Below are 21,127 nucleotides of genomic sequence, written 5' to 3'. Positions count from 1 at the left end.
GGCGCGCCGGTCGCTGAGGGAGGCGGGCCCTGCGGCGCCCGCCCGGGGCGGCGCTATGGCGTGGGCAGCAAACGTTCGCCGCGGAAGAGCTCGGCCGGCGTTTCCCGCTCTCGGATCAGGTGCGCTTGGCCGTCGGCGATCATCACCTCGGCGGGGCGGCCGCGCGTGTTGTAGTTGCTCGCCATGCTCATGCCGTAGGCGCCGGCCGACAGGATCGCGAGCCGGTCCCCCTGACGCACTGCCAGGTCGCGGTCCCGGGCCAGCCAGTCGCCCGACTCGCACACCGGGCCCACCACGTCGTAGCGGACGGGCGCTTCGTCTCTCAGGCGGCATGCGGCGGTTGCCATGTAGGCCTCGTACATCGCCGGTCGCATGAGGTCGTTCATCGCGGCGTCCACGATGCAGAAGTTGCGTTGCGCGCCCGGCTTGAGGTAGAGCACCTCGGTCACCAGCACACCGGCATTGCCCACCAAGGAGCGTCCCGGCTCGAAGATCACCTCCCGGTGACCGTGCCCGCGCGCCTCGATCCTGGCGAGCAACTGGGCGATCATCGCGTCCGCGCCCGGAGGCTCCTCATCGGTGTAGCGGATTCCCAGCCCGCCGCCGAGGTCGAGATGGTGAATCGGCACACCCGCGGCTTCGACCTCCTCGACCAGGTCGAGCACGCGTTCCAGCGCGTCCAGATAGGGCGAGGTCTGCGTGATCTGCGAGCCGATGTGGCAGTCGATGCCCACCACTTCCAGCCCCGGCAGCGCGGCGGCCCGACGGTAGGCCGCCACCGCACGGTCGTGCGCGATGCCGAACTTGTTGCCCTTGAGGCCGGTGGAAATGTAGGGGTGGGTCTTGGCGTCCACGTCCGGATTCACGCGCAGACTCACCGGCGCGCGGCGCCCGAGCGAGACGGCCACCTCCGACAGCACCTCCAATTCGGCTTCGCTCTCCACGTTGAAGCAGCGCACGCCCGCCGCAAGTGCCCGGCGCATTTCCCCGCGCGTCTTGCCGACTCCGGAGAACACCACCTTCCCGGCATCGCCCCCGGCGGCCAGCACGCGCTCGAGCTCGCCGCCCGAGACGATGTCGAACCCGCAGCCGGCCTGCGCGAAGGTCTGCAGCACCGCGAGGTTCGAATTCGCCTTCATGGCGTAGCACACGAGGTGCTTGCGGCCCGCCAGCGCACGCTGATAGGGCGCAAGCGCCGCGAGCATGGCCGCCTGCGAGTACACGTACAGCGGCGTGCCGAAGCGGTCGGCGAGCGCGTCCAGGGGCACCCCGTCGAGGTGCAAGGCTGCGTCGCGGTAGGCGACGAAAGGCGATCCGGGCAAGGTCATCGGGAGGCAGCGGGTGCGGGGGCAGGGGCCGACGCCGCCTGCGCAGGCGGCGAGGAGGTGGAGGCAGCAGCAGTCCCGGGCGATGGCAGGTACAAGGGGCCCTTCTGACCGCAACCGCCCAGGCCCACGGCCAGAAGGGTCGTGGCAGCCAGGACTAGAATCGTCGACGCGCGAGACAGCATCCCGCGATTGTAGGTTGTGCCACCCATGACACTGACCCCCACTCCCTTGAGCGACAGCGAGTACCACGCCAAGGCGATGGCCGTGCTGGCCGCCGTCGAGGCACGCGCCGACGAGCTGCTGCAGCAAGACGGTCTGGACATCGACACCAGCCGCACCGGGGGGCTGCTGGAGCTGACGTTTCCGGACCGCAGCAAGATCGTGATCAACACCCAGCCGCCGCTGCACGAGATCTGGCTGGCGGCGCGCTCCGGGGGCTACCACTACAAGTACGTCGACGGGCGCTGGCGCGACACGCGCACCGGCGAGGACTTCTTCGACGTGCTCTCGCGCTGCGCGAGCGAGCACGCGGGCCGGCGCGTGGCGTTCGGCGCGCCGGCCTGAGAGCGGGCCAAGCCAGGCCGCCCGCGCCTGCCTGCCTTCGCAGCCCGGGCCTTCGCGCCCCGGCCAGCGCGGCGCCCGGCCGCGGTCAGTTCTTGAACAGATCGAGGATGCTGCGGCGCTCGTCTTCGCTGGGAGTGGCCGGCACCTTGTCCTCCAACCCCAGGCTCGCGACGCCCGCGCCGCGGGTGAACTCCTCGTAGAACCACTCGCCGCCCAGGTTCACGACGCCCTCGGGCGGGGTGTACTCCTGGACCGGCACGCCCTTGAGCGCCTGCTGCATGTAGTCGATCCACACCGGCAGGGCCAGGCCGCCACCCGTCTCGCGGTCGCCCAGCTTGCGCGGGGTGTCGTAGCCGATCCACACCACGCCCACCACATTGGGCTGATAGCCTGCGAACCACGCATCCATCGAGTCGTTGGTCGTGCCCGTCTTGCCGTAGAGGTCGGGCCGCTTCAACGTGGCCTGGGCCTTCGCCGCGGTGCCTGAGCGGGTGATCTCCTGCAAGAGGCTGCTCATCACGAAGGCGTTGCGCGCGTCGATGGCGCGCATCGACTCGTCCGGCATGCGAGCCTCGCGCTGCGTGAGCACCTGGCCGCGCGCATCGGTGATGCGGGTGATGAGATAAGGCGCCACGCGGTAGCCCCCGTTCGCGAACACCGCATAGGCCGAGGCCATCTGCAGCGGCGTCACGGAGCCCGCCCCGAGCGCCATGGTCAGATAGGCGGGGTGCTTGTCGGCCTCGAAGCCGAAGCGCGTGATCCACTCCTGCGCGTAATTGGGCCCGATGGCCTGCAGCAGGCGGATCGACACCATGTTCTTCGACTTGGCCAGCGCCCGGCGCAGCGACATCGGCCCGTCGAAGGTGCCGTCGTAGTTCTTCGGTTCCCAGGGCTGGCTGCCGGTGGTGTCGGCACCGAAGAAGAGGGGTGCGTCATTGATGACGGTGGCCGGGGTGAAGCCCTTCTCCAGCGAAGCCGAGTAGATGAAGGGCTTGAAGCTGGAGCCCGGCTGCCGCCACGCCTGCGTCACGTGGTTGAACTTGTTCTTCGCGTAGTCGAAGCCCCCCACCATGGCCCGGATGGCGCCCGTGCGCGGGTCGAGCGCAACGAAGGCCCCCTCGACCTCGGGCAGCTGAGTGATGGCCCAAGTGTCCTTGTCGATGCGGATGACGCGGATCACTGCGCCGCGGCGGATCTGCACCTTCGGGTTGGCCTTTTCGCTCAGGCCGGACTGCGCCGGCTTCAGCCCGGTGCCGGTGATCGTCACCGTCTGCCCGTCTTGCAGCATGGCGACGACCTTCTTCGGGCTCACTTCGAGCGCGACCGCGGCCCGCACCTCGTCGTTGTCCGGGTGGTCCACCAAGGCTTCGGCCACGCGGGCGTCGATCTCGTCCGGGTCCTTAGGCAGGTCGATATAGGCCTCCGGTCCGCGGTAGAACTGCCGCCGCTCGTAGTCCATGATGCCCTTGCGCAACGCACGGTACGCGACCATCTGCTCGTCGGACTGGACGGTGGTGTAGACGTTCAAGCCCCGGGTATAGGCGTCCTCGCCGTACTGGTTGTAGACCAGCTGGCGCGCCGTCTCGGCGATGTACTCGGCGTGCACCGGCACGGGCGTGTTGCGCCGGTAGTGCAGCACCTGGGCTTTCGCCTGCGCGTGCTGTTGCGGCGTGATGAACCCGTTGTCCAACATCCGGTCGAGGATGTACTGCTGGCGGATCTGCGCCCGCTTGGGGTTGACGATCGGGTTGTAGGCCGAAGGCGCTTTGGGGAGCCCCGCCAGCATGGCGGCCTCGGCAATGGAGATCTCCTTTAGGGGCTTGCCGAAGTAGATCTCGCTCGCCGCGGCAAAGCCGTAAGCCCGCTGGCCGAGGTAGATCTGATTCATGTACAGCTCGAGGATCTGATCCTTGGACAGCAAGCTCTCGATCTTGAGCGCGAGCAAGATCTCGTAGATCTTGCGCGTGAAGGTCTTCTCGCTCGACAGGTAGAAGTTGCGAGCGACCTGCATCGTGATCGTCGAGGCGCCCTGGCTGCGGGCCTCGCCCACGTTGGCCAAGCCGGCGCGGATGATCCCCACGTAGTCCACGCCGCGGTGCTCGTAGAAGCGCGCGTCCTCGATGGCAAGCACCGCCTGCTGCATCACCTTGGGGATCTGTTCGATCGGCACGAACCGCCGCCGCTCCTCGCCGAACTCGCCGATCAGCTCACCGTCGGCGGCATACACCCGCATCGGCTGCTTCGGACGGTAGTCCATCAAGCCGTCGAGCTCAGGCAAGTTGGGATACGCCACCGCCAGCGCGATGGCGACGAGCATGAAGGCGGACAACGCCCCGGCCAGGGCCAAGCCGAAGAGCCAGCCCACCGCCCGGCCTGCAGCACGCGTCCAAGAGGACGCGGAGCCCGCGGAGCGCGCTCGCGCGGGACGCTCGGATTCAGACATGAGATTCCCAGGAATAGGAGTGGATTATAGGAAGCCCGATTCCCCCGTCCGGGCGCCCGCCGGCCGGGTTTGAAACGTCCTGTTTCGAATTGCGCCGAGCCGTCAGGGTCACCCCTGATCGCCGTGTTTTAAGCGCGTCACAGCCGCCGAAACAAACGCCCAAACCGTGAAAAAATCTTTGTTGCACAAGGGGCTTACTGCTAGCATTGAAGTAACTTATTAACAATCCGGCGCACTTCTTTGCGCGTGGGGGACGGTGTGGGCTTCCTTGATGCTTTGTTCGGCCGACAGCACGCGCCGCTGCTCGGGCTCGACATCAGCTCGTCCAGCGCCAAGCTGGTCGAGCTCAATCAGAACTCCGCTGGCGAGTATGTGGTCGAGCGGTTTGCATCCGAGCCGTTCGAAAAGGGCTGGATCGTCGACGGGCAGATCGAGAAGTTCGACGAGGTGGCCGACGCCGTGCGTCGGGTGGTCGTCAAGAGCGGCACCCGCACCAAGCACGTCGCGATGGCGATGCCGCAGTCGGCCGTCATCACCAAGAAAATCATACTGCCTGCCGGGCTGCGCGAAGAGGAGCTGGAGGTCCAGGTCGAGACCGAGGCCAACCAGTACATCCCCTTCTCCCTGGACGAAGTGAGTCTGGACTTCTGCGTCATCGGGCCGAGTCCCAATTCCCCGGGCGACGTCGAGGTCCTCATCGCGGCCTCCCGGAAGGACCGGGTCCAGGATCGCCAGGGGCTGGCCGAGGCGGCCGGCCTGAAGCCGGTCGTGCTGGACATCGAATCCCACGCCTCCCGTCTGGCGGTCGGACGTCTGGTCGCCAACCTTCCCAGCGGTGGAAAGGATTCTCTGGTCGCTCTCTTCGAGATCGGAGCCGAGACGACCAGCCTCAAGGTGTTGCGGGACGACGAACTGCTCTACGACCGTGACCAGGCTTTCGGCGGCGCGCAGCTCACCCAGCTCATCTCCCGGCAGTACGGCTTCTCCTTCGAGGAGGCCGAGCAGAAGAAGCTGTCCGGCGACCTGCCCGAGGACTACGAGCAGTCCCTGCTCGTTCCCTTCGTCGACAGCCTCGCACAGGAGGTCGGGCGTGCGCTCCAGTTCTTCTTCACCAGCACGCCGCACCACAAGGTGCATTACGTGATGCTCGCGGGCGGCAGCGCTGCCCTGCCGGGGCTCAAGGAGCGCGTGACCGAGCTGACGGGCTTCGCCTCGATGATCGTCAATCCCTTCGAAGGCATGAAGCTCGGCTCGAGCGTGCGCGAGAGCAAGCTGCGCCGCGAAGCGCCTTCGTACCTCACCGCCTGCGGGTTGGCGATGCGGAGATTCCTGCAATGATCCTGATCAACCTGCTTCCCCACCGGGAAGAAAAGCGGCGCCGCCGCAAGCAGGCGTTCTTCATGGCGCTTGGGTTGTCCGCCGTCGGCGGGCTGGCCGTTGTCGGCGCCTGGTATCTCGTCCTCCAGCAGCAGATCGCCAACCAGCAGGAGCGCAACGCCTACTTGAGTGCCGAGATCCGCAAGCTCGACGAGGAGATCAAGGACATCGCCAACCTGCGCGCCGAGATCGACCTGTTGAAGGCCCGGCAGCGCGCGGTCGAGGACCTGCAGACCGACCGCAACGTCCCCGTGCACCTGTTCAACGAGTTGGTCAAGCAGACGCCGGAGGGCGTCTACCTGCGCGAGATCCGCCAGGACGCGGGGTCGGTGATGCTGGTGGGCGTCGCGCAGACGAACGAGCGGGTGTCGGAGCTGCTGCGCAACACGGCCTACCACTCGGAGTGGCTGGAGCGCCCCGAACTGGTCGAGATCAAGGCGGCCAACGTGCAGACGGGGGCGCGAGAGACGAAGCGCCTCTTCGAGTTCTCGATGCGCGTGTCGGTCAAGCGGCCCCAGCAGGAGCCCCAGGCCCCGGCCGGCAAGGTGCGCGAGGCCGGTGCGCCGGCGCGGCAATCGTGATGGAGTGGGTGCATGGCTAAGGGCTCCCTCAACGTGAATCTGAGCGAACTGTCGGACGAGATCGCCTCGCAGTTCCGTGGCCTGGACCCGAACGAACCGGGCCAGTGGCCGGTCTTGCCCCGGGCCGCCGCCTGGCTTGCCACGGCGATCTTCGTCGTCGTGCTGGGTTGGTTCCTCGTGCTGTCTGCCGAAGCCGACAACCTGGAGTCCGAACGGCAGCGCGAGCCCGCGCTGAAGGACGAGTACCGCAGCAAGCTGGCGCAGGCGATCAACCTCGGAGAGCTGCGCAAGCAGCGCCAGCAGGTGCAGGAGTACGTGACCCAGCTCGAGAAGCAGCTGCCCGGCAAGGCCGAGATGGACGCGCTGCTGTCCGACATCAACCAGGCAGGCATCGGCCGCGGGCTCCAGTTCGAGCTGTTCCGTCCGGGTCAGGTGGTGGTCAAGGACTACTACGCCGAACTGCCCATCGCGATCAAGGTCTCGGGGCGCTACCACGACATGGGTGCATTCGCCGCGGACATCGCCAACCTCTCGCGCATCGTCACGCTGCACGGGCTGACGATCACGGTGCCTCGGGAGGGCAACAACGCCGCCGCGGCGAGCAGCGGCTCCCTGGTGATGGAGGCGACGGCCCGCACGTACCGCTACCTGGACCAGACGGAACGCGACGCGCAGAAGGCTGCCGCACAGAAGGACAAGGCCAAGAGCGGAGGCAATAAATGAGGATGACGACGCGGCCGGTGGCCGCCGCCATGCTCGTCACGCTGCTCGGCCTCGCCGGCTGCGGCAGCGACATCGACGAGCTCCAAGCCTGGATGGAGCAGCAAAAGCGCGAGGTGCGGCCAAGCGTCAAGCCGCTCGACCCTCCCAAGAAGTTCGACCCGCAGCCCTATGTCGCGGCGGGTAATGTCGACCCCTTCAGCACCCAGAAGCTCACCGTCGCGCTCAAGCAGGAGGCGCGCCAGCCCAATTCGCTGCTGGCCGCGGAGATCAACCGGCGCAAGGAGCCGCTGGAGGCCTACCCGCTCGACAGCATGAGCATGGTCGGCAGCCTGCAAAAGCAAGGGCGCCAGTACGCATTGCTCAAAGTCGACAACCTGCTCTACCAGGTGAAGGTGGGCGACTACGTCGGACAGAACTACGGCCGGGTCACCAAGATCACCGAGACGGAAATCACCCTCCGCGAAATCGTGCAGGACGCTGCGGGCGAATGGATCGAGCGCATGACCAGCCTGCAGCTTCAGGAGAAAGCGCGATGAAGAGCATGCATGAGAACACGATGATGAACACCATGAGAACCGCCGCGCTCGGCCTGTCGATCTTCGTCGCACCGCTCGTCGCCTGGGCGCAAAACGCGATCCAGTCCATCAACAGCACCCAGCAGGCCGGCTCCGAGGTGGTCCGCATCGAACTGGCCCAGCCGCTGGCTGCCGTGCCGTCGGGCTTCACGGTGCAGACGCCCCCGCGCATCGCGATCGACCTGCAAGGCGTGGACAACGCGCTCGGCCGCTCCTCGGTGGAGATCAACCAGGGCAATCTGCGCTCGGTGAACGTCGCCCAGGCCGGTGGCCGGACCCGTCTGGTGCTCAATCTCAAGCAGCCGGCCAACTACACGGCACAGCTCCAGGGCAACGCGCTGCTGCTGGTCTTGCAGCCGTCCGCGCAAGCCGCCGCCACGCCGAGCCCCAGCGAGCCCGTGCATTTCGCCGAGAGCCTCAACCGCACCCCGCTCGCCCTGCGCGACATCGATTTCCGCCGCGGCCAGGACGAGGCCGGACGCGTGGTCGTCGAACTGCCGAACAACCAGGTCGGCGTGGACATCCGCCAGCAAGGCAAGAGCCTGGTGGTCGAGTTTCTGCGGTCCACGCTGCCCGAGCCACTGCGCCGCCGTCTCGACGTGACGGACTTCGGCACCCCCGTGCAGACGATCACCACCTCCCAGGTGGGTGACCGGGTGCGCATGGTGGTCGAGCCCCGCGGCAATTGGGAGCACAGTGCCTACCAGAGCGATACGCAGTTCGTGCTGGAGGTGCGCCCGCAGAAGCAAGACCCGAACAAGCTGGTGCAGGGCCCCGGCTACCAGGGCGAGAAGCTCTCGCTCAACTTCCAGAACATCGAGGTCCGCTCTCTGCTGCAGGTGATCGCCGACTTCACCGACTTCAACATCGTGACCAGCGACTCGGTGACGGGTAACGTGACGCTGCGCTTGAAGGACGTGCCGTGGGATCAGGCGCTGGACATCATCCTGCAGGCCAAGGGCCTGGGCATGCGCAAGTCGGGCAACGTGCTGTGGATCGCTCCGAAGGACGAGATCACGGCGAAGGAGAAGCTCGATCTCGAAGCCAAGGCGCAGGTGGCCCAGCTCGAGCCGCTGCGCACGCAATCGTTCCAGCTCAACTACACGAAGGCGGAGGAGGTCGCGAAGGGCCTCATGGGGCAGACGATGGGGGCGGGCTCGTCCACCAGCAATGCGAAGCCCATCCTCACGCCGCGCGGCTCCGTGATCTTCGAGACGCGCACCAACCAGATCTTCGTGACGGATATCCCGTCCAAGCTGGAGGAGATCCAGCAGCTCATCGCGAAGATCGACATTCCCGTGCGCCAGGTGATGATCGAGGCGCGCATCGTCGAGGCGGCCGACACCTTCGGGCGACAGCTCGGCGTGAAGCTCGGGGCTTCCGACCTTCGCGGTCTGCGCGGCGGCACGCCGGGATGGGGCGTGGGCGGCAGCAACCGTGTCGCGGTGACCGGCAATTACCTCGGGGTCGGCGAGCAGACGCGTCAGGCCGAGCTCACCGAGGAGAGCTACATCCCCAACACCTACTTCGTGAACCTGCCGGCCAACAACATCAGCGGCCGCAACCCGGCATCGTTCGCGCTGTCGCTGTTCAGCTCCACGGCCAACCGGTTCCTGAACCTCGAGCTGTCCGCTCTCGAGGCCGAAGGGAAGGGCCGTATCGTCTCGAGCCCGCGCGTCATCACCGCTGACCAGGTCAAGGCGCTGATCGAGCAGGGCACCGAGTACCCGTACCAGACGGCCACGTCCAGCGGGGCGACGGCCATCGCCTTCCGCAAGGCCAACCTCAAGCTCGAGGTCACGCCGCAGATCACGCCGGAGGGGAACATCATCCTCGACGTGGACATCAACAAGGACAGCCGGGGCGAGACCACGCCTGCGGGCATCGCGATCAACACCAAGCACGTGAAGACCCAGGTACTGGTGGAGAACGGCGGCACGGTGGTGATCGGCGGCATCTTCGAGCAGGTCGACCGAGACGAGGTCTCCAAGGTCCCCCTGCTCGGCGACGTCCCGGTGCTTGGCCACCTCTTCAAGACGCGCGGCAAGGTTGCGGACAAAACCGAGTTGCTGGTGTTCCTGACGCCGCGCGTGATCTCGGAGCGGACGGCGGCGCGCTGAGCGAATACGTGCCGCGGATCGCAAACGAAGTTTGAGAACGGTCGGTTGTAGTTTTGCTGAGGGAGAGGGTCAATGAAACGGTTTCGTGCCTGCCTAGCGGTGTTGACGCTTGCCATTCTCGCGGCATGCGGAGGAGGCGGGGGCAGTGCTGGCGCGCCGATCTTCGGTGACGGAAGCGGGTCGTCCGGGGGAGGCTCTGCAGGAGGTGGCTCAACCGGAGGCGGGGGAGGTGCTGTCTCCGACGTCAGCACGGGTGTGCCGAGCCAGAAGTCCATCTCTATCTCGGCGGAGAAGTACGCGCTGGACTGGTCTCAAGACGGGGCTCAGACCACGGTGTCGGTCAGGGTGACGGACACGGCCGGGAACCCGGTCCCAGAAGGGACCGTTGTCCAGTTCTCCACCGAGGGCGGGCAGATCCAGAAATCGTGCCAGCTCACGGGGGTGACGGTGAACGGTTCGACGATTTCTCAGTGCAGCGTCACGTTCAGTACGCAGAACCGCCGCCCTGCGGACGGCTATGTTTCCATCCTTGCATGGCTCGAGGGAGAAGAGGCTTACGTGGATCTCAATGGCAACGGCCGTTACGATGCGGGCGAGCCTTTCTGGGACAGCGGGCGACTCTTCCGAGACGATAACGAGAGCCTGGCTTACGAATTCGGCGTGGACGAACTGAATGTCGGCACGTCGCTCACCGGTGCCATGGGGCTCGGGACCGCGGCTTGCGATCCGCCCACGGGCTATGGCAGCTACCTGAACCTGCAGTCGATCCCTCTTTCCGAGCCGAATACTTGTGATGGCAAGTGGGGCAAGACGCTCATCCGAACCTGGATGATGCTGCCCGTTTCCGACCCCCGGGCGCTTCGCGTGGCTCCGGCCTCGTCCCCAACGGGCGACCCCGGAACCTTTGTCCGCGTGTATTCGGAGTTTGGAACGAATCCCACCGCTGCACCGGCGGGCACAACGGTGAGCGTGCAGGGAGCCCCCACGGGGTGCACGGTCCAAGTCTCACCCGCTGAGGTGAGTGTCGGTGCCGTGGGACCCACTTACCACCGGTTGACGCCAAGCGGCACGGGCTGTTCGGGTGCGAGCCTCACCGTGGTGGCCAAATTTGGTAGTTATGAGGCCAACACCGGCGTTGTCCTGCCCTGAGCGTCGGTTCTTTCGGCCTACGGAGGGCGCGTGACTTCCCAGCCAGGCGCGATGGTGCTAACTCTCGTTGGCATGCCGGGCAGCGGGAAGTCGACCGTCGGACGCCAGCTCGCCCGTCGGCTCGGCTTCCCCCTCGTTGACACCGACGCGCTCATCGAACGCCGGTTGCGCCAGACGATCAAGTCCTACTTCGAGGCGCATGGCGAGGAGTCCTTCCGAGATGTGGAGTCTCAGGTGCTGGGCGAGGTCATGCGCGATGGCGGAAATGCCGTCGTCTCGACGGGGGGAGGGGCCGTGCTCCGTGCTGTGAATCGGCAGATCCTTCGCCAAGGCTCCACCGTCTTCTATTTGCAGTCCTCTCCCGAGGAGCTCTTCCGCCGTCTTCGTCATGACACGCAGCGCCCCCTGCTGCAAGTCGCCAATCCGCTGGCGAAGCTGCGCGAGTTGTACGCGCAGCGCGATCCTTTGTATCGAGAGACGGCGCATTTCATCATCGAGACCGGGCGACCTTCGGTCACGACGCTGGTCAACATGATCCTGATGCAACTGGAACTGGCCGGCATCCTCGATGCGCGGCGGGTGCCGTCGTCCGTCGTCCTGCCGCGGTGAGCGGCCGATGCCCGGGCTGCTCCTTGCTCCGGGACGCCAGTTCGGCTTTGCCTTGCGCCGCCCGTCCCGGCCTCGCGGGGGGACCGGGGGCCCTGGCGAAGCAAGGCGGGGTCGCTTCGCACGGCCCATCCCCGGGAACGTTCCGAGGGGCCACGGGGCCCCGTTACACTTGGCTCATGAGTCTCCTCGCTTCCACGGCCCGCCCCTCGGAGGCGGGCACCGTTCACATCGCGCTGGGCGATCGCAGCTACGACATCCACATCGGCCCGGGCCTGTTGGGTGCCCCGTCCGTCTGGGCAACGGTGCCTCAGGCGCATTCGGCCGTCATCGTGACGAACGAAACGGTCGGCCCCTTGTATGCGGAGCGCCTCGCTCATGCCCTCGGCACGCGTTTCCGGCGGGTGCTGCAGGTGAGTCTGCCGGACGGCGAAGCGTACAAGACCTGGGAGTCGCTCAACCGGGTGTTCGACGGGCTGCTCGCCGCTGGATGCGACCGCAAGACGGTGCTGTTCGCCCTGGGCGGCGGAGTGATCGGCGACCTCACCGGATTCGCAGCCGCGTGCTACATGCGCGGTGTGCCGTTCGTGCAGGTACCCACGACGCTGCTGGCGCAGGTGGATTCGTCCGTGGGTGGCAAGACGGCCATCAACCACCCCCGGGGCAAGAACATGATCGGTGCCTTCTACCAGCCGGTTCAGGTGGTGGCCGATCTCGACACGCTCGATACGCTTGCGGCGCGGGAACTCTCGGCCGGGCTTGCGGAGGTGATCAAGTACGGTCCTATCGCGGACGCGGCGTTCCTGGATTGGGTCGAAGCCCATCTGGACGCGCTGCTTGCGATGGACAAAGAGGCTCTGGCGCATGCCGTGCGCCGCTCGTGCGAGATCAAGGCCTGGGTGGTGGGGCAGGACGAGCGTGAAGGCGGGCTGCGGGCGATCCTCAACTTCGGCCATACCTTCGGACATGCCATCGAGGCGGGCCTCGGGTACGGGGAGTGGTTGCACGGCGAGGCCGTGGGCTGCGGCATGGTCATGGCGAGCGATCTGTCGGTGCGGCTCGGGCTCATGCCGCCGTCATTCCTCCAGCGGATGGTGCGGCTGGTGGAACGCGCGCGCCTGCCGGTGCGGGGCCCCAAGCTGGGGACGGACCGCTACCTCGATCTCATGCGCGTGGACAAGAAGGCCGAAGGCGGCGAGATCCGGTTCGTGGTGATCGAGGCCCTCGGTCGCGCCGGTGTGCGCGCCGCGCCGGACGAGGTGGTCGCCGAGGTGATCGAGGCCCACACGGGTTGACGCCCATGCTTGCGCCCTACGCCAGCGACCCGAGTGCGAGCCGGGGGCGCCGGTATCCCGAGGCCCCGGCCCCGACGCGCAACGAGTACCAGCGCGATCGCGACCGCATCGTGCACAGCACGGCATTCCGACGTCTCGTGTACAAGACGCAGGTGTTCCTCAACCACGAGGGCGACCTGTTTCGCACGCGCTTGACGCATTCGCTGGAGGTGGCGCAACTGGCGCGCTCCATTGCGCGCTCATTGGGTCTGCACGAGGACCTGGTGGAAGCCATCGCCCTGGCCCATGACCTCGGGCACACGCCGTTCGGACACGCCGGTCAGGACGCGTTGCACCAGTGCATGCGTGAGTACGGGGGCTTCGAGCACAACCTGCAGAGCCTGCGGGTGGTGGACGAACTCGAGGAGCGCTATCCCGCATTCAACGGGCTGAACCTGACGTTCGAGACGCGGGAGGGAATCCTCAAGCACTGCTCGCGCGCGGACGCGCAGCGCCTGGGCGACGTGGGCCGGCGCTTTCTGGAGCGCGCGCAGCCGAGCCTGGAGGCCCAGCTGTGCAACCTCGCGGACGAGATCGCCTACAACGCGCACGACGTGGACGACGGTGTGCGTTCGGGGCTGCTGACGATGGAGCAACTGGAGGCGGTGCCGATTTTCGTGCGCTACCGGGATGACGCGCTGCGCGAGCATCCGGGGCTGGGAGGGCGACGGCTGCTGTTCGAAACCATCCGACGGATGCTTTCCGGGCAGGTCTACGACGTGATCGACGCCACCCGGGCGGCCCTGGCCGAACACCAGCCCGGCTCGGCGGACGCGGCGCGCCGCTGCCCTCCGCTGGTACGGTTCTCGCACCCGATGGCGGCCGAACTCCAGGTGCTGAAGCGGTTCCTCCGGACCCATCTCTACCGCCACCCGCAGGTCGTCGAAACGACCGGCCGCGGGCAACGTGTGGTCCGGGAGCTCTTCGCCGCCTACCGGGACGATCCGTCCCAAATGCCCCCGGACTATGCGGCCGCCGAGGACTTGCCGCGCGCCATCGCCGACTACATCGCGGGCATGACCGACCGGTTCGCAATCCGGGAGCACGAGCGCCTGACCGGCCTGCGCCTGTTCTGAGAGCCTCAGCGCGCGGCACTCACCCGGCATAATGGGGTCAGAAAACATTTTCTCATCCCATGGCCCGACTTGCCCGCTTGGCCGCGCCCGGCCTGCCCCACGCCGTCGTGCAGCGGGGGCACAACCGGCAGCCCGTCTTCCTCGACGAAGAGGACTACCGTCTCTACCTGACCGCCCTGCGCGAGGCGGTGCTCCCCCTGCGCACGGCCCTCCATGCCTACGTGCTCCTGCCGGGGGAGGTGTGGATGCTGCTCACGCCCAGCCAGCCCGATGGCTTGAGCCGGACGATGCAAGCCGTGGGGCGGCGCTACGCCGCCGCCTTCAACCGCCGGCACGCGCGCACCGGCACCTTGTGGGACGGCCGGTTTCGAGCGGGGGTGGTGGAGCCGGCGCGCTTGGTGACGGCCATGCTGGCGGTGGAAACCCTTCCGCAGCGCAGAGGGCTGGTCGGCCAAATCGACGCCTGGCGCTGGAGCAGTCTCGCCCACCACCTCGGCCGCCGGCACGACACCCTCATCCATGACGCCGCCCCGTTCTGGGCCCTGGGCAACACGCCTTTCGACCGCGAGGCGGCCTACGCGCGCCGCCTGGAGGAAGGGGTGTCCGGGGCCGAGGCAGAGGCGTTGGAGTCCTGTGCGCTCAAAGGGTGGGCCTGGGGAAGCGCAGCCTTCGTCGCCGAGGTGGAGCGCACCACCGAGCGGCGGGCCCAGCCGCGACCGCGGGGCCGGCCACGCAAGCAAGCCGGCGAGGCACCAGGACAGCCGTCCCGCTAGACGGCGGACCGCCCGAAGTCAACGTGTCCCTATTTGTTCACGCACAGAGATGGTGCCGAAAACAAAGGAGTGTCTGACCCCAATTAATAATTGTTGACGCGGTGGAGTCAGCGGCTATCCTCGCGTAATCCCTAACTTTGACATGGAGCGCGCCATGGAGAAGGCCGTGCAGGGGGTCGCTGCCCCCGAAGAGATCCAAGCGCTGGCCGAGCAGGGCCTGTACAACCCCTCACTGGAAAAAGATGCGTGCGGCGTGGGCTTCGTCGCGCACATCAAGGGGCAGAAGGCTCACAGCATCGTGGAGCAGGGTCTCAAGATCCTGGAGAACCTCGACCACCGCGGCGCGGTCGGCGCCGACAAGCTGATGGGCGATGGCGCGGGCATCCTGATCCAGATCCCCGACGAGTTCTACCGCGCCGAGATGGCCAAGCAGGGCGTGGAACTGCCGCCCCCTGGCGAGTACGGCGTGGGCATGATCTTCCTGCCCAAGGAGCACGCCTCGCGCCTGGCCTGCGAGCAGGAGCTCGAGCGGGCGGTCAAGGCCGAGGGCCAGGTGCTGCTCGGTTGGCGCGACGTGCCGGTGGACCGCGAGATGCCCATGTCGCCCGCGGTGCGCGAGAAGGAGCCGGTGATCCGACAGATCTTCATCGGCCGCGGCCCGGACATCATCGTGCCCGACGCGCTGGAGCGCAAACTCTACGTCATCCGCAAGACGGCCTCGGCCGCGATCCAGAAGCTCAAGCTCACGCACAGCCGCGAGTACTACGTGCCGAGCATGAGCTGCCGCACCGTGATCTACAAGGGCCTGCTGCTGGCGCACCAAGTGGGCCAGTACTACAAGGACTTGCAGGACCCCCGGGTCGTCTCGGCCCTCGCGCTCGTGCATCAGCGCTTCTCGACCAACACCTTCCCGGAGTGGCCGCTCGCCCACCCGTACCGCATGGTTGCGCACAACGGCGAGATCAACACCGTCAAGGGCAACTTCAACTGGATGCGCGCCCGCGAGGGGGTGATGAAGTCGCCGGTGCTCGGGGACGACCTGCCCAAGCTCTACCCGATCAGCTTCGAGGGCCAGTCCGACACCGCCACGTTCGACAACGCGCTCGAGCTGCTGGTCATGGCCGGCTACCCGCTGGCGCACGCGGCGATGATGATGATCCCGGAAGCCTGGGAGCAGCACACGCTGATGGACGAGCGCCGCCGCGCGTTCTACGAGTACCACGCCGCCATGCTGGAGCCGTGGGACGGCCCCGCGGCGATGGTGTTCACCGACGGCAAGCAGATCGGCGCGACGCTGGACCGCAACGGCCTGCGCCCGGCGCGCTACATCGTCACCGACGACGATCTGGTCGTGATGGCGTCCGAATCGGGCGTGCTGCCGATTCCCGAAAGCAAGATCGTCAAGAAGTGGCGTCTGCAGCCCGGCAAGATGTTCCTGATCGACCTGGAACAGGGCCGCATCGTCGACGACGAGGAGTTGAAGAACCTTTACGCCTCGGCCAAGCCCTACCGGCAGTGGATCGAGAACGTGCGCATCAAGCTCGACTCGATTCCCGCGCAGGCCCAAGGCCCCGGCCAGTTCCCCGAATCGCTGCTCGACCGCCAGCAGGCCTTCGGCTACACGCAGGAGGACATCAAGTTCCTGCTGTCGCCGATGGCGCAGGCGGGCGAGGAGGGCGTGGGCTCGATGGGCAACGACTCGCCGCTCGCGGTGCTGTCGGACAAGAACAAGCCCCTGTACAACTACTTCAAGCAACTGTTCGCGCAGGTCACCAACCCGCCGATCGACCCGATCCGCGAGGCGATCGTGATGTCGCTCGTGTCCTTCATCGGACCGAAGCCCAACCTGCTCGACATCAACGCCGTGAACCCGCCGATGCGGCTGGAGGTCTCGCAGCCCATCCTCGACTTCGAGGACATGGCACGACTGCGCCAGATCGAGAAGCATACGGGCGGCAAGTTCAAGAGCTACGAACTCGACATCACCTACCCGCTCGGGTGGGGGCGTGAAGGGGTCGAGGCCAAGCTCGCGTCGCTGTGCGCCGAGGCGGTCGACGCGATCAAGGGTGGCCACAACGTCCTGATCATCACCGACCGCTACATGGACCGCCACCACGTGGCGATCCCGGCGTTGCTGGCGCTGTCGGCCGTGCACCAGCACCTCGTGCGCGAGGGCCTGCGCACGACCGCGGGCTTGGTCGTCGAAACGGGTTCTGCGCGCGAGGTGCACCACTTCGCGGTGCTCGCCGGCTACGGGGCCGAGGCCGTGCACCCGTACCTCGCGATGGAGACGCTCGTCGCGATGCACAAGGACCTGCCGGGCGAGCTCTCGCCCGAGAAGGCCATCTACAACTACATCAAGGCGATCGGCAAGGGCCTGTCGAAGATCATGTCCAAGATGGGCATCAGCACGTACATGTCGTACTGCGGCGCCCAGATCTTCGAGGCGATCGGCTTGAGCCGCGACCTCATCGAGAAGTACTTCCGTGGCACGGCCTCGCAGGTCGGTGGCATCGGCGTGTTCGAGGTGGCCGAAGAGGCCATCCGCATGCACCTGGCCGCCTTCGGCGACGACCCGATCCTGCAGACGATGCTGGACGTGGGCGGCGAGTATGCGTGGCGGGTGCGCGGCGAGGAGCACATGTGGACGCCGGATGCGATCGCCAAGCTCCAGCATGCGGCCCGGGGCGGCCGCTTCGACACCTACAAGGAGTACGCCCAGATCATCAACGACCAGTCGCGCCGTCACATGACGCTGCGCGGGTTGTTCGAGTTCAAGGTCGATCCGAGCCGCGCCATTCCGCTCGACGAGGTCGAGCCGGCGTCCGAGATCGTCAAGCGCTTCGCCACGGGCGCGATGTCGCTGGGCTCCATCTCGACCGAGGCGCACACGACGCTCGCGCTGGCGATGAACCGGATCGGCGGCAAGTCCAACACCGGCGAGGGTGGTGAGGACCCGGCGCGCTATCGCAACGAGCTCAAGGGCATCAAGATCCAGGCGGGCACGAAGGTGTCCGACGTGCTGGGCGCCAAGGTGATCGAGGCCGATTACGTGATGCAGGAGGGCGACTCCCTGCGCTCGAAGATCAAGCAGGTCGCCTCCGGCCGCTTCGGCGTGACCACCGAGTACCTCGTCTCGGCCGACCAGATCCAGATCAAGATGGCCCAGGGCGCGAAGCCCGGCGAGGGCGGTCAGCTGCCCGGCGGCAAGGTGTCGGAGTACATCGGCTTCCTGCGCTACTCGGTGCCGGGAGTGGGCCTCATCAGCCCCCCGCCGCACCACGACATCTACTCGATCGAGGACCTCGCCCAGCTGATCCACGACCTGAAGAACGTGAACCCGCGTGCCGACGTGTCGGTGAAGCTGGTGTCGGAAGTGGGCGTGGGCACGATCGCGGCGGGCGTCGCCAAGGCCAAGGCGGATCACGTCGTGATCGCCGGCCACGACGGCGGCACGGGTGCCTCGCCCTGGTCGTCGATCAAGCACGCGGGCACGCCCTGGGAGCTGGGCCTGGCCGAGACGCAGCAAACGCTCGTGCTCAACCGACTGCGCGGCCGCATCCGGGTGCAGGTGGACGGGCAGATGAAGACGGGCCGCGACGTCGTCATCGGCGCGCTGTTGGGCGCCGACGAGTTCGGCTTCGCCACGGCGCCGCTGGTGGCCGAAGGCTGCATCATGATGCGCAAGTGCCACCTGAACACCTGCCCGGTGGGCGTGGCCACCCAGGACCCGGTGCTGCGCCGCAAGTTCCAGGGCAAGCCCGAGCACGTCGTCAACTACTTCTTCTTCGTCGCCGAGGAGGCGCGCCAGATCATGGCGCAGCTGGGCATCCGCAAGTTCGACGACCTGATCGGACGCACCGACCTGCTCGACATGAAGAAGGGGCTGTCGCACTGGAAGGCCAAAGGGCTGGACTTCACCCGGGTCTTCCACCAGCCGCAGGTCCCGGCCGAGGTGCCGCGCTATCACGTGGAATCGCAGGACCACGGGCTGGACAAGGCGCTGGACCTGCGGCTGATCGAGCGCTCGAACCCCGCGCTCGAAAAGGGCGAGAAGGTGCAGTTCATCGAGGCGGTGCGCAACGTGAACCGCACGGTGGGCGCGATGCTCTCGGGCGAGCTCGTGCGCCGTCACGCCGAGGGCCTGCCGGACGACACCATCCGCATCCAGATGGAGGGCACCGGCGGCCAGAGCTTCGGCGCCTTCCTGGCACGGGGCATCACGCTGTACCTCATCGGCGACGCCAACGACTACACCGGCAAGGGCTTGTCGGGCGGCCGCGTGGTGGTGCGCCCGAGCATCGACTTCCGCGGGGACGCGACGCAGAACATCATCGTGGGCAACACGGTGCTCTACGGCGCCACCAGCGGCGAAGCGTTCTTCCGCGGTGTGGCGGGCGAGCGTTTCGCGGTGCGCCTGTCGGGCGCCACCGCGGTGGTGGAGGGCACGGGCGACCACGGCTGCGAGTACATGACCGGTGGCACCGTGGTGGTGCTGGGCAAGACCGGCCGCAACTTCGCGGCGGGCATGTCCGGCGGCATCGCCTACGTCTATGACGAGGACGGCCAGTTCGCCAAGCGCTGCAACACCGCGATGGTCGCGTTGGAGCGGGTGCTGCCCGCCAAGGAGCAGGAAGCCACCGTCGATCGCGCGATCTGGCACAAGGGCCAGACCGACGAGGCCTTGCTGCGCAAGCTGATCGAGGACCACCACCGTTGGACGGGCTCCTTGCGCGCGCGCGAGATCCTCGACCAGTGGGAGACGGCGCGCGCCAAGTTCGTCAAGGTGTTCCCGCACGAATACAAGCGTGCGCTGGGCGAGCTGAACGCGAGCAAGGAAGCCGAGGCCACGATCGCCAAGGCCAAGGGGTCGGAGAAGGCGGCGGCCAAGTCGAAGGCCAAGGCCTGAGGCCCGGACCGGGCTGCCCTGGTCGCGCCGCCCCCGCAGCGGGGGGCGCCGGCCGGGGCCTGGATACAAGGACGCGAGGAGTAGCGAGAAATGGGTAAGGTCACGGGCTTCCTGGAGTACGACCGCATCGAAGAGGCGTACGAGCCGGTCGACAAGCGCCTGAAGCACTACAAGGAATTCGTCATCGGCCTCAAGGAAGACGAGGCGCGGGTGCAGGGTGCGCGTTGCATGGACTGCGGCATTCCGTTCTGCAACAACGGCTGCCCGGTCAACAACATCATCCCGGACTTCAACGACCTGGTGTACCGCAACCAGTGGCGCCAGGCGATCGAGGTCCTCCACTCGACCAACAACTTCCCGGAGTTCACCGGGCGCATCTGCCCGGCGCCGTGCGAGGCGGCATGCACGCTCAATTTCAACGACGAGCCGGTCGGCATCAAGTCGATCGAGCGCGCCATCATCGATCGTGCCTGGGCCGAGGGGTGGGTGGCGCCGCAGCCGCCCAAGGCCAAGACCGGCAAGAAGGTGGCGGTCATCGGCTCCGGGCCCGCGGGGCTGGCGGCGGCGCAGCAGCTCGCGCGCGTGGGCCACGACGTGACGGTCTTCGAGAAGAACGACCGGGTCGGCGGCCTGCTGCGCTACGGCATCCCCGATTTCAAGATGGAGAAGTCGCTGATCGACCGCCGTATCCGGCAGATGGAGGCTGAGGGCGTGACCTTCCGCACCGGCGTGCTGGTGGGCAAGCTGCCCGAGGGCTCCAAGGTCACCAACCTGGCCAAGGAGACGGTGACGCCGCAGCAGTTGATGAAGGAGTTCGATGCGGTGCTGCTCGCCGGCGGCGCCGAGCAGCCGCGCGACCTGCCGGCGCCGGGGCGCGACTTGCAGGGCATCCATTTCGCGATGGAGTTTCTGCCTCAGCAGAACCGCGTCAACGCCGGCGACAAGCTCAAGGACCAGATCCTGGCCACCGGCAAGCACGTCGTCGTGATCGGCGGCGGCGACACGGGCAGCGACTGCGTCGGTACCTCCAACCGCCATGGCGCCAAGAGCGTCGTGCAGTTCGAGTTGATGCCCATGCCCCCCGAGCAGGAGGACAAGCTGCTGACGTGGCCGTACTGGCCCTACAAGCTGCGCACCTCGTCGAGCCACGAGGAGGGCTGCCAGCGCGAGTTCGCGATCGCGACGAAGGAGTTCATCGGCGAGAACGGCCGCGTCAAGGGGATCAAGACGTCGCGCGTCGAGTGGAAGGACGGCAAGATGACCGAGGTGCCCGGCTCCGAGCAGGTCATCCCTGCCGACCTGGTGCTGCTCGCGATGGGCTTCGTGAGCCCGGTGGCGTCGGTGTTGGAGTCGTTCGGCGTCGAGAAGGACGCCCGTGGCAACGCCAAGGCCGGCACGGAATTCGTTGGCGGCTACCGCACCAACGTGGACAAGGTGTTTGCCGCCGGGGACATGCGGCGCGGGCAGTCGCTCGTGGTCTGGGCGATCCGCGAAGGGCGCCAGGCCGCGCGCGCGATCGACGAATACCTGATGGGGGCCAGCGATCTGCCCCGCTGAGGCTGCGCCCTG

Annotated in this window: 16 protein-coding genes; 13 read left to right on the top strand and 3 right to left on the bottom strand. The window is 67.1% G+C overall.

The genetic code is table 11. The features are described 5' to 3' along the window. Positions 1 to 53: 53 nt before the first annotated feature. Positions 54 to 1,328, bottom strand: a complete 1,275-nt coding sequence (lysA, locus tag OMP39_RS11615; protein WP_264891883.1) for a diaminopimelate decarboxylase — start codon at positions 1,326 to 1,328, stop codon at positions 54 to 56. Then, a complete protein-coding gene (lptM, locus tag OMP39_RS11610) occupies positions 1,325 to 1,510 on the bottom strand; it encodes an LPS translocon maturation chaperone LptM (RefSeq protein ID WP_264891882.1) in 186 nt (61 codons plus the stop codon). Before lptM ends, lysA begins: the two co-directional genes overlap by 4 nt. Positions 1,511 to 1,535: 25 nt before the next feature. Between lptM and cyaY the strand changes: the two genes are divergently transcribed. Next, entirely contained in the window at positions 1,536 to 1,892 is a 357-nt protein-coding gene (gene cyaY, locus OMP39_RS11605) for an iron donor protein CyaY (protein ID WP_264891881.1), read from the top strand. 85 nt (positions 1,893 to 1,977) lie between these two features. Here the strand turns inward: cyaY and OMP39_RS11600 are convergent, their stop codons facing one another. Next, the gene (locus tag OMP39_RS11600) at positions 1,978 to 4,335 is read right to left on the bottom strand and encodes a penicillin-binding protein 1A (RefSeq protein ID WP_425340630.1); all 2,358 of its coding nucleotides are present in this window, start codon (positions 4,333 to 4,335) and stop codon (positions 1,978 to 1,980) included. Between the two features lie 258 nt (positions 4,336 to 4,593). Here OMP39_RS11600 and OMP39_RS11595 point away from each other — a divergent pair, with 258 nt between their 5' ends. The 12 genes from OMP39_RS11595 to OMP39_RS11540 all read left to right on the top strand — a co-directional run bounded on the left by OMP39_RS11595 (position 4,594) and on the right by OMP39_RS11540 (position 21,115). Next, positions 4,594 to 5,673 (top strand): pilus assembly protein PilM, encoded by a 1,080-nt coding sequence (locus OMP39_RS11595; protein ID WP_264891880.1) that lies wholly within the window; start codon positions 4,594 to 4,596, stop codon positions 5,671 to 5,673. Beyond that, entirely contained in the window at positions 5,670 to 6,293 is a 624-nt protein-coding gene (locus OMP39_RS11590; protein WP_264891879.1) for a PilN domain-containing protein, read from the top strand. Before OMP39_RS11595 ends, OMP39_RS11590 begins: the two co-directional genes overlap by 4 nt. Positions 6,294 to 6,305: 12 nt before the next feature. Next, entirely contained in the window at positions 6,306 to 7,016 is a 711-nt protein-coding gene (locus tag OMP39_RS11585; RefSeq protein WP_264891878.1) for a type IV pilus inner membrane component PilO, read from the top strand. A 2-nt stretch (positions 7,017 to 7,018) separates the two neighbouring features. Beyond that, a complete protein-coding gene (locus tag OMP39_RS11580; protein WP_395142539.1) occupies positions 7,019 to 7,552 on the top strand; it encodes a pilus assembly protein PilP in 534 nt (177 codons plus the stop codon). Next, on the top strand, positions 7,549 to 9,711 hold the full coding sequence (locus tag OMP39_RS11575) for a type IV pilus secretin PilQ (RefSeq protein ID WP_425340629.1): 2,163 nt from the start codon (positions 7,549 to 7,551) through the stop codon (positions 9,709 to 9,711). The genes OMP39_RS11580 and OMP39_RS11575 overlap by 4 nt, the downstream gene beginning before the upstream one ends. 255 nt (positions 9,712 to 9,966) lie before the next feature. Next, positions 9,967 to 10,860 (top strand): Ig-like domain-containing protein, encoded by an 894-nt coding sequence (locus OMP39_RS11570; protein WP_264891876.1) that lies wholly within the window; start codon positions 9,967 to 9,969, stop codon positions 10,858 to 10,860. A gap of 51 nt (positions 10,861 to 10,911) precedes the next feature. Then, positions 10,912 to 11,469 carry a shikimate kinase gene (locus tag OMP39_RS11565; protein ID WP_264894547.1) on the top strand — a complete coding sequence of 186 codons (558 nt, stop codon included), beginning with the start codon at positions 10,912 to 10,914 and terminating at the stop codon, positions 11,467 to 11,469. Between the two features lie 176 nt (positions 11,470 to 11,645). Then, entirely contained in the window at positions 11,646 to 12,761 is a 1,116-nt protein-coding gene (gene aroB / locus OMP39_RS11560) for a 3-dehydroquinate synthase (RefSeq protein ID WP_264891875.1), read from the top strand. Between the two features lie 5 nt (positions 12,762 to 12,766). Further along, entirely contained in the window at positions 12,767 to 13,876 is a 1,110-nt protein-coding gene (locus tag OMP39_RS11555) for a deoxyguanosinetriphosphate triphosphohydrolase (RefSeq protein WP_264891874.1), read from the top strand. Positions 13,877 to 13,935: 59 nt separating this feature from the next. After that, the gene (locus OMP39_RS11550) at positions 13,936 to 14,649 is read left to right on the top strand and encodes a transposase (protein ID WP_264891873.1); all 714 of its coding nucleotides are present in this window, start codon (positions 13,936 to 13,938) and stop codon (positions 14,647 to 14,649) included. Positions 14,650 to 14,803: 154 nt separating this feature from the next. Continuing rightward, on the top strand, positions 14,804 to 19,558 hold the full coding sequence (locus OMP39_RS11545; protein WP_264891872.1) for a glutamate synthase-related protein: 4,755 nt from the start codon (positions 14,804 to 14,806) through the stop codon (positions 19,556 to 19,558). Between the two features lie 90 nt (positions 19,559 to 19,648). Further along, a complete protein-coding gene (locus tag OMP39_RS11540; RefSeq protein ID WP_264891871.1) occupies positions 19,649 to 21,115 on the top strand; it encodes a glutamate synthase subunit beta in 1,467 nt (488 codons plus the stop codon). The last annotated feature ends 12 nt before the right edge of the window (positions 21,116 to 21,127 follow it).

It is taken from the genome of Schlegelella aquatica, assembly GCF_026013905.1.
GTDB lineage: Bacteria > Pseudomonadota > Gammaproteobacteria > Burkholderiales > Burkholderiaceae_C > Caldimonas > Caldimonas aquatica.
This window is presented reverse-complemented; position numbering and strand designations above follow the sequence as displayed.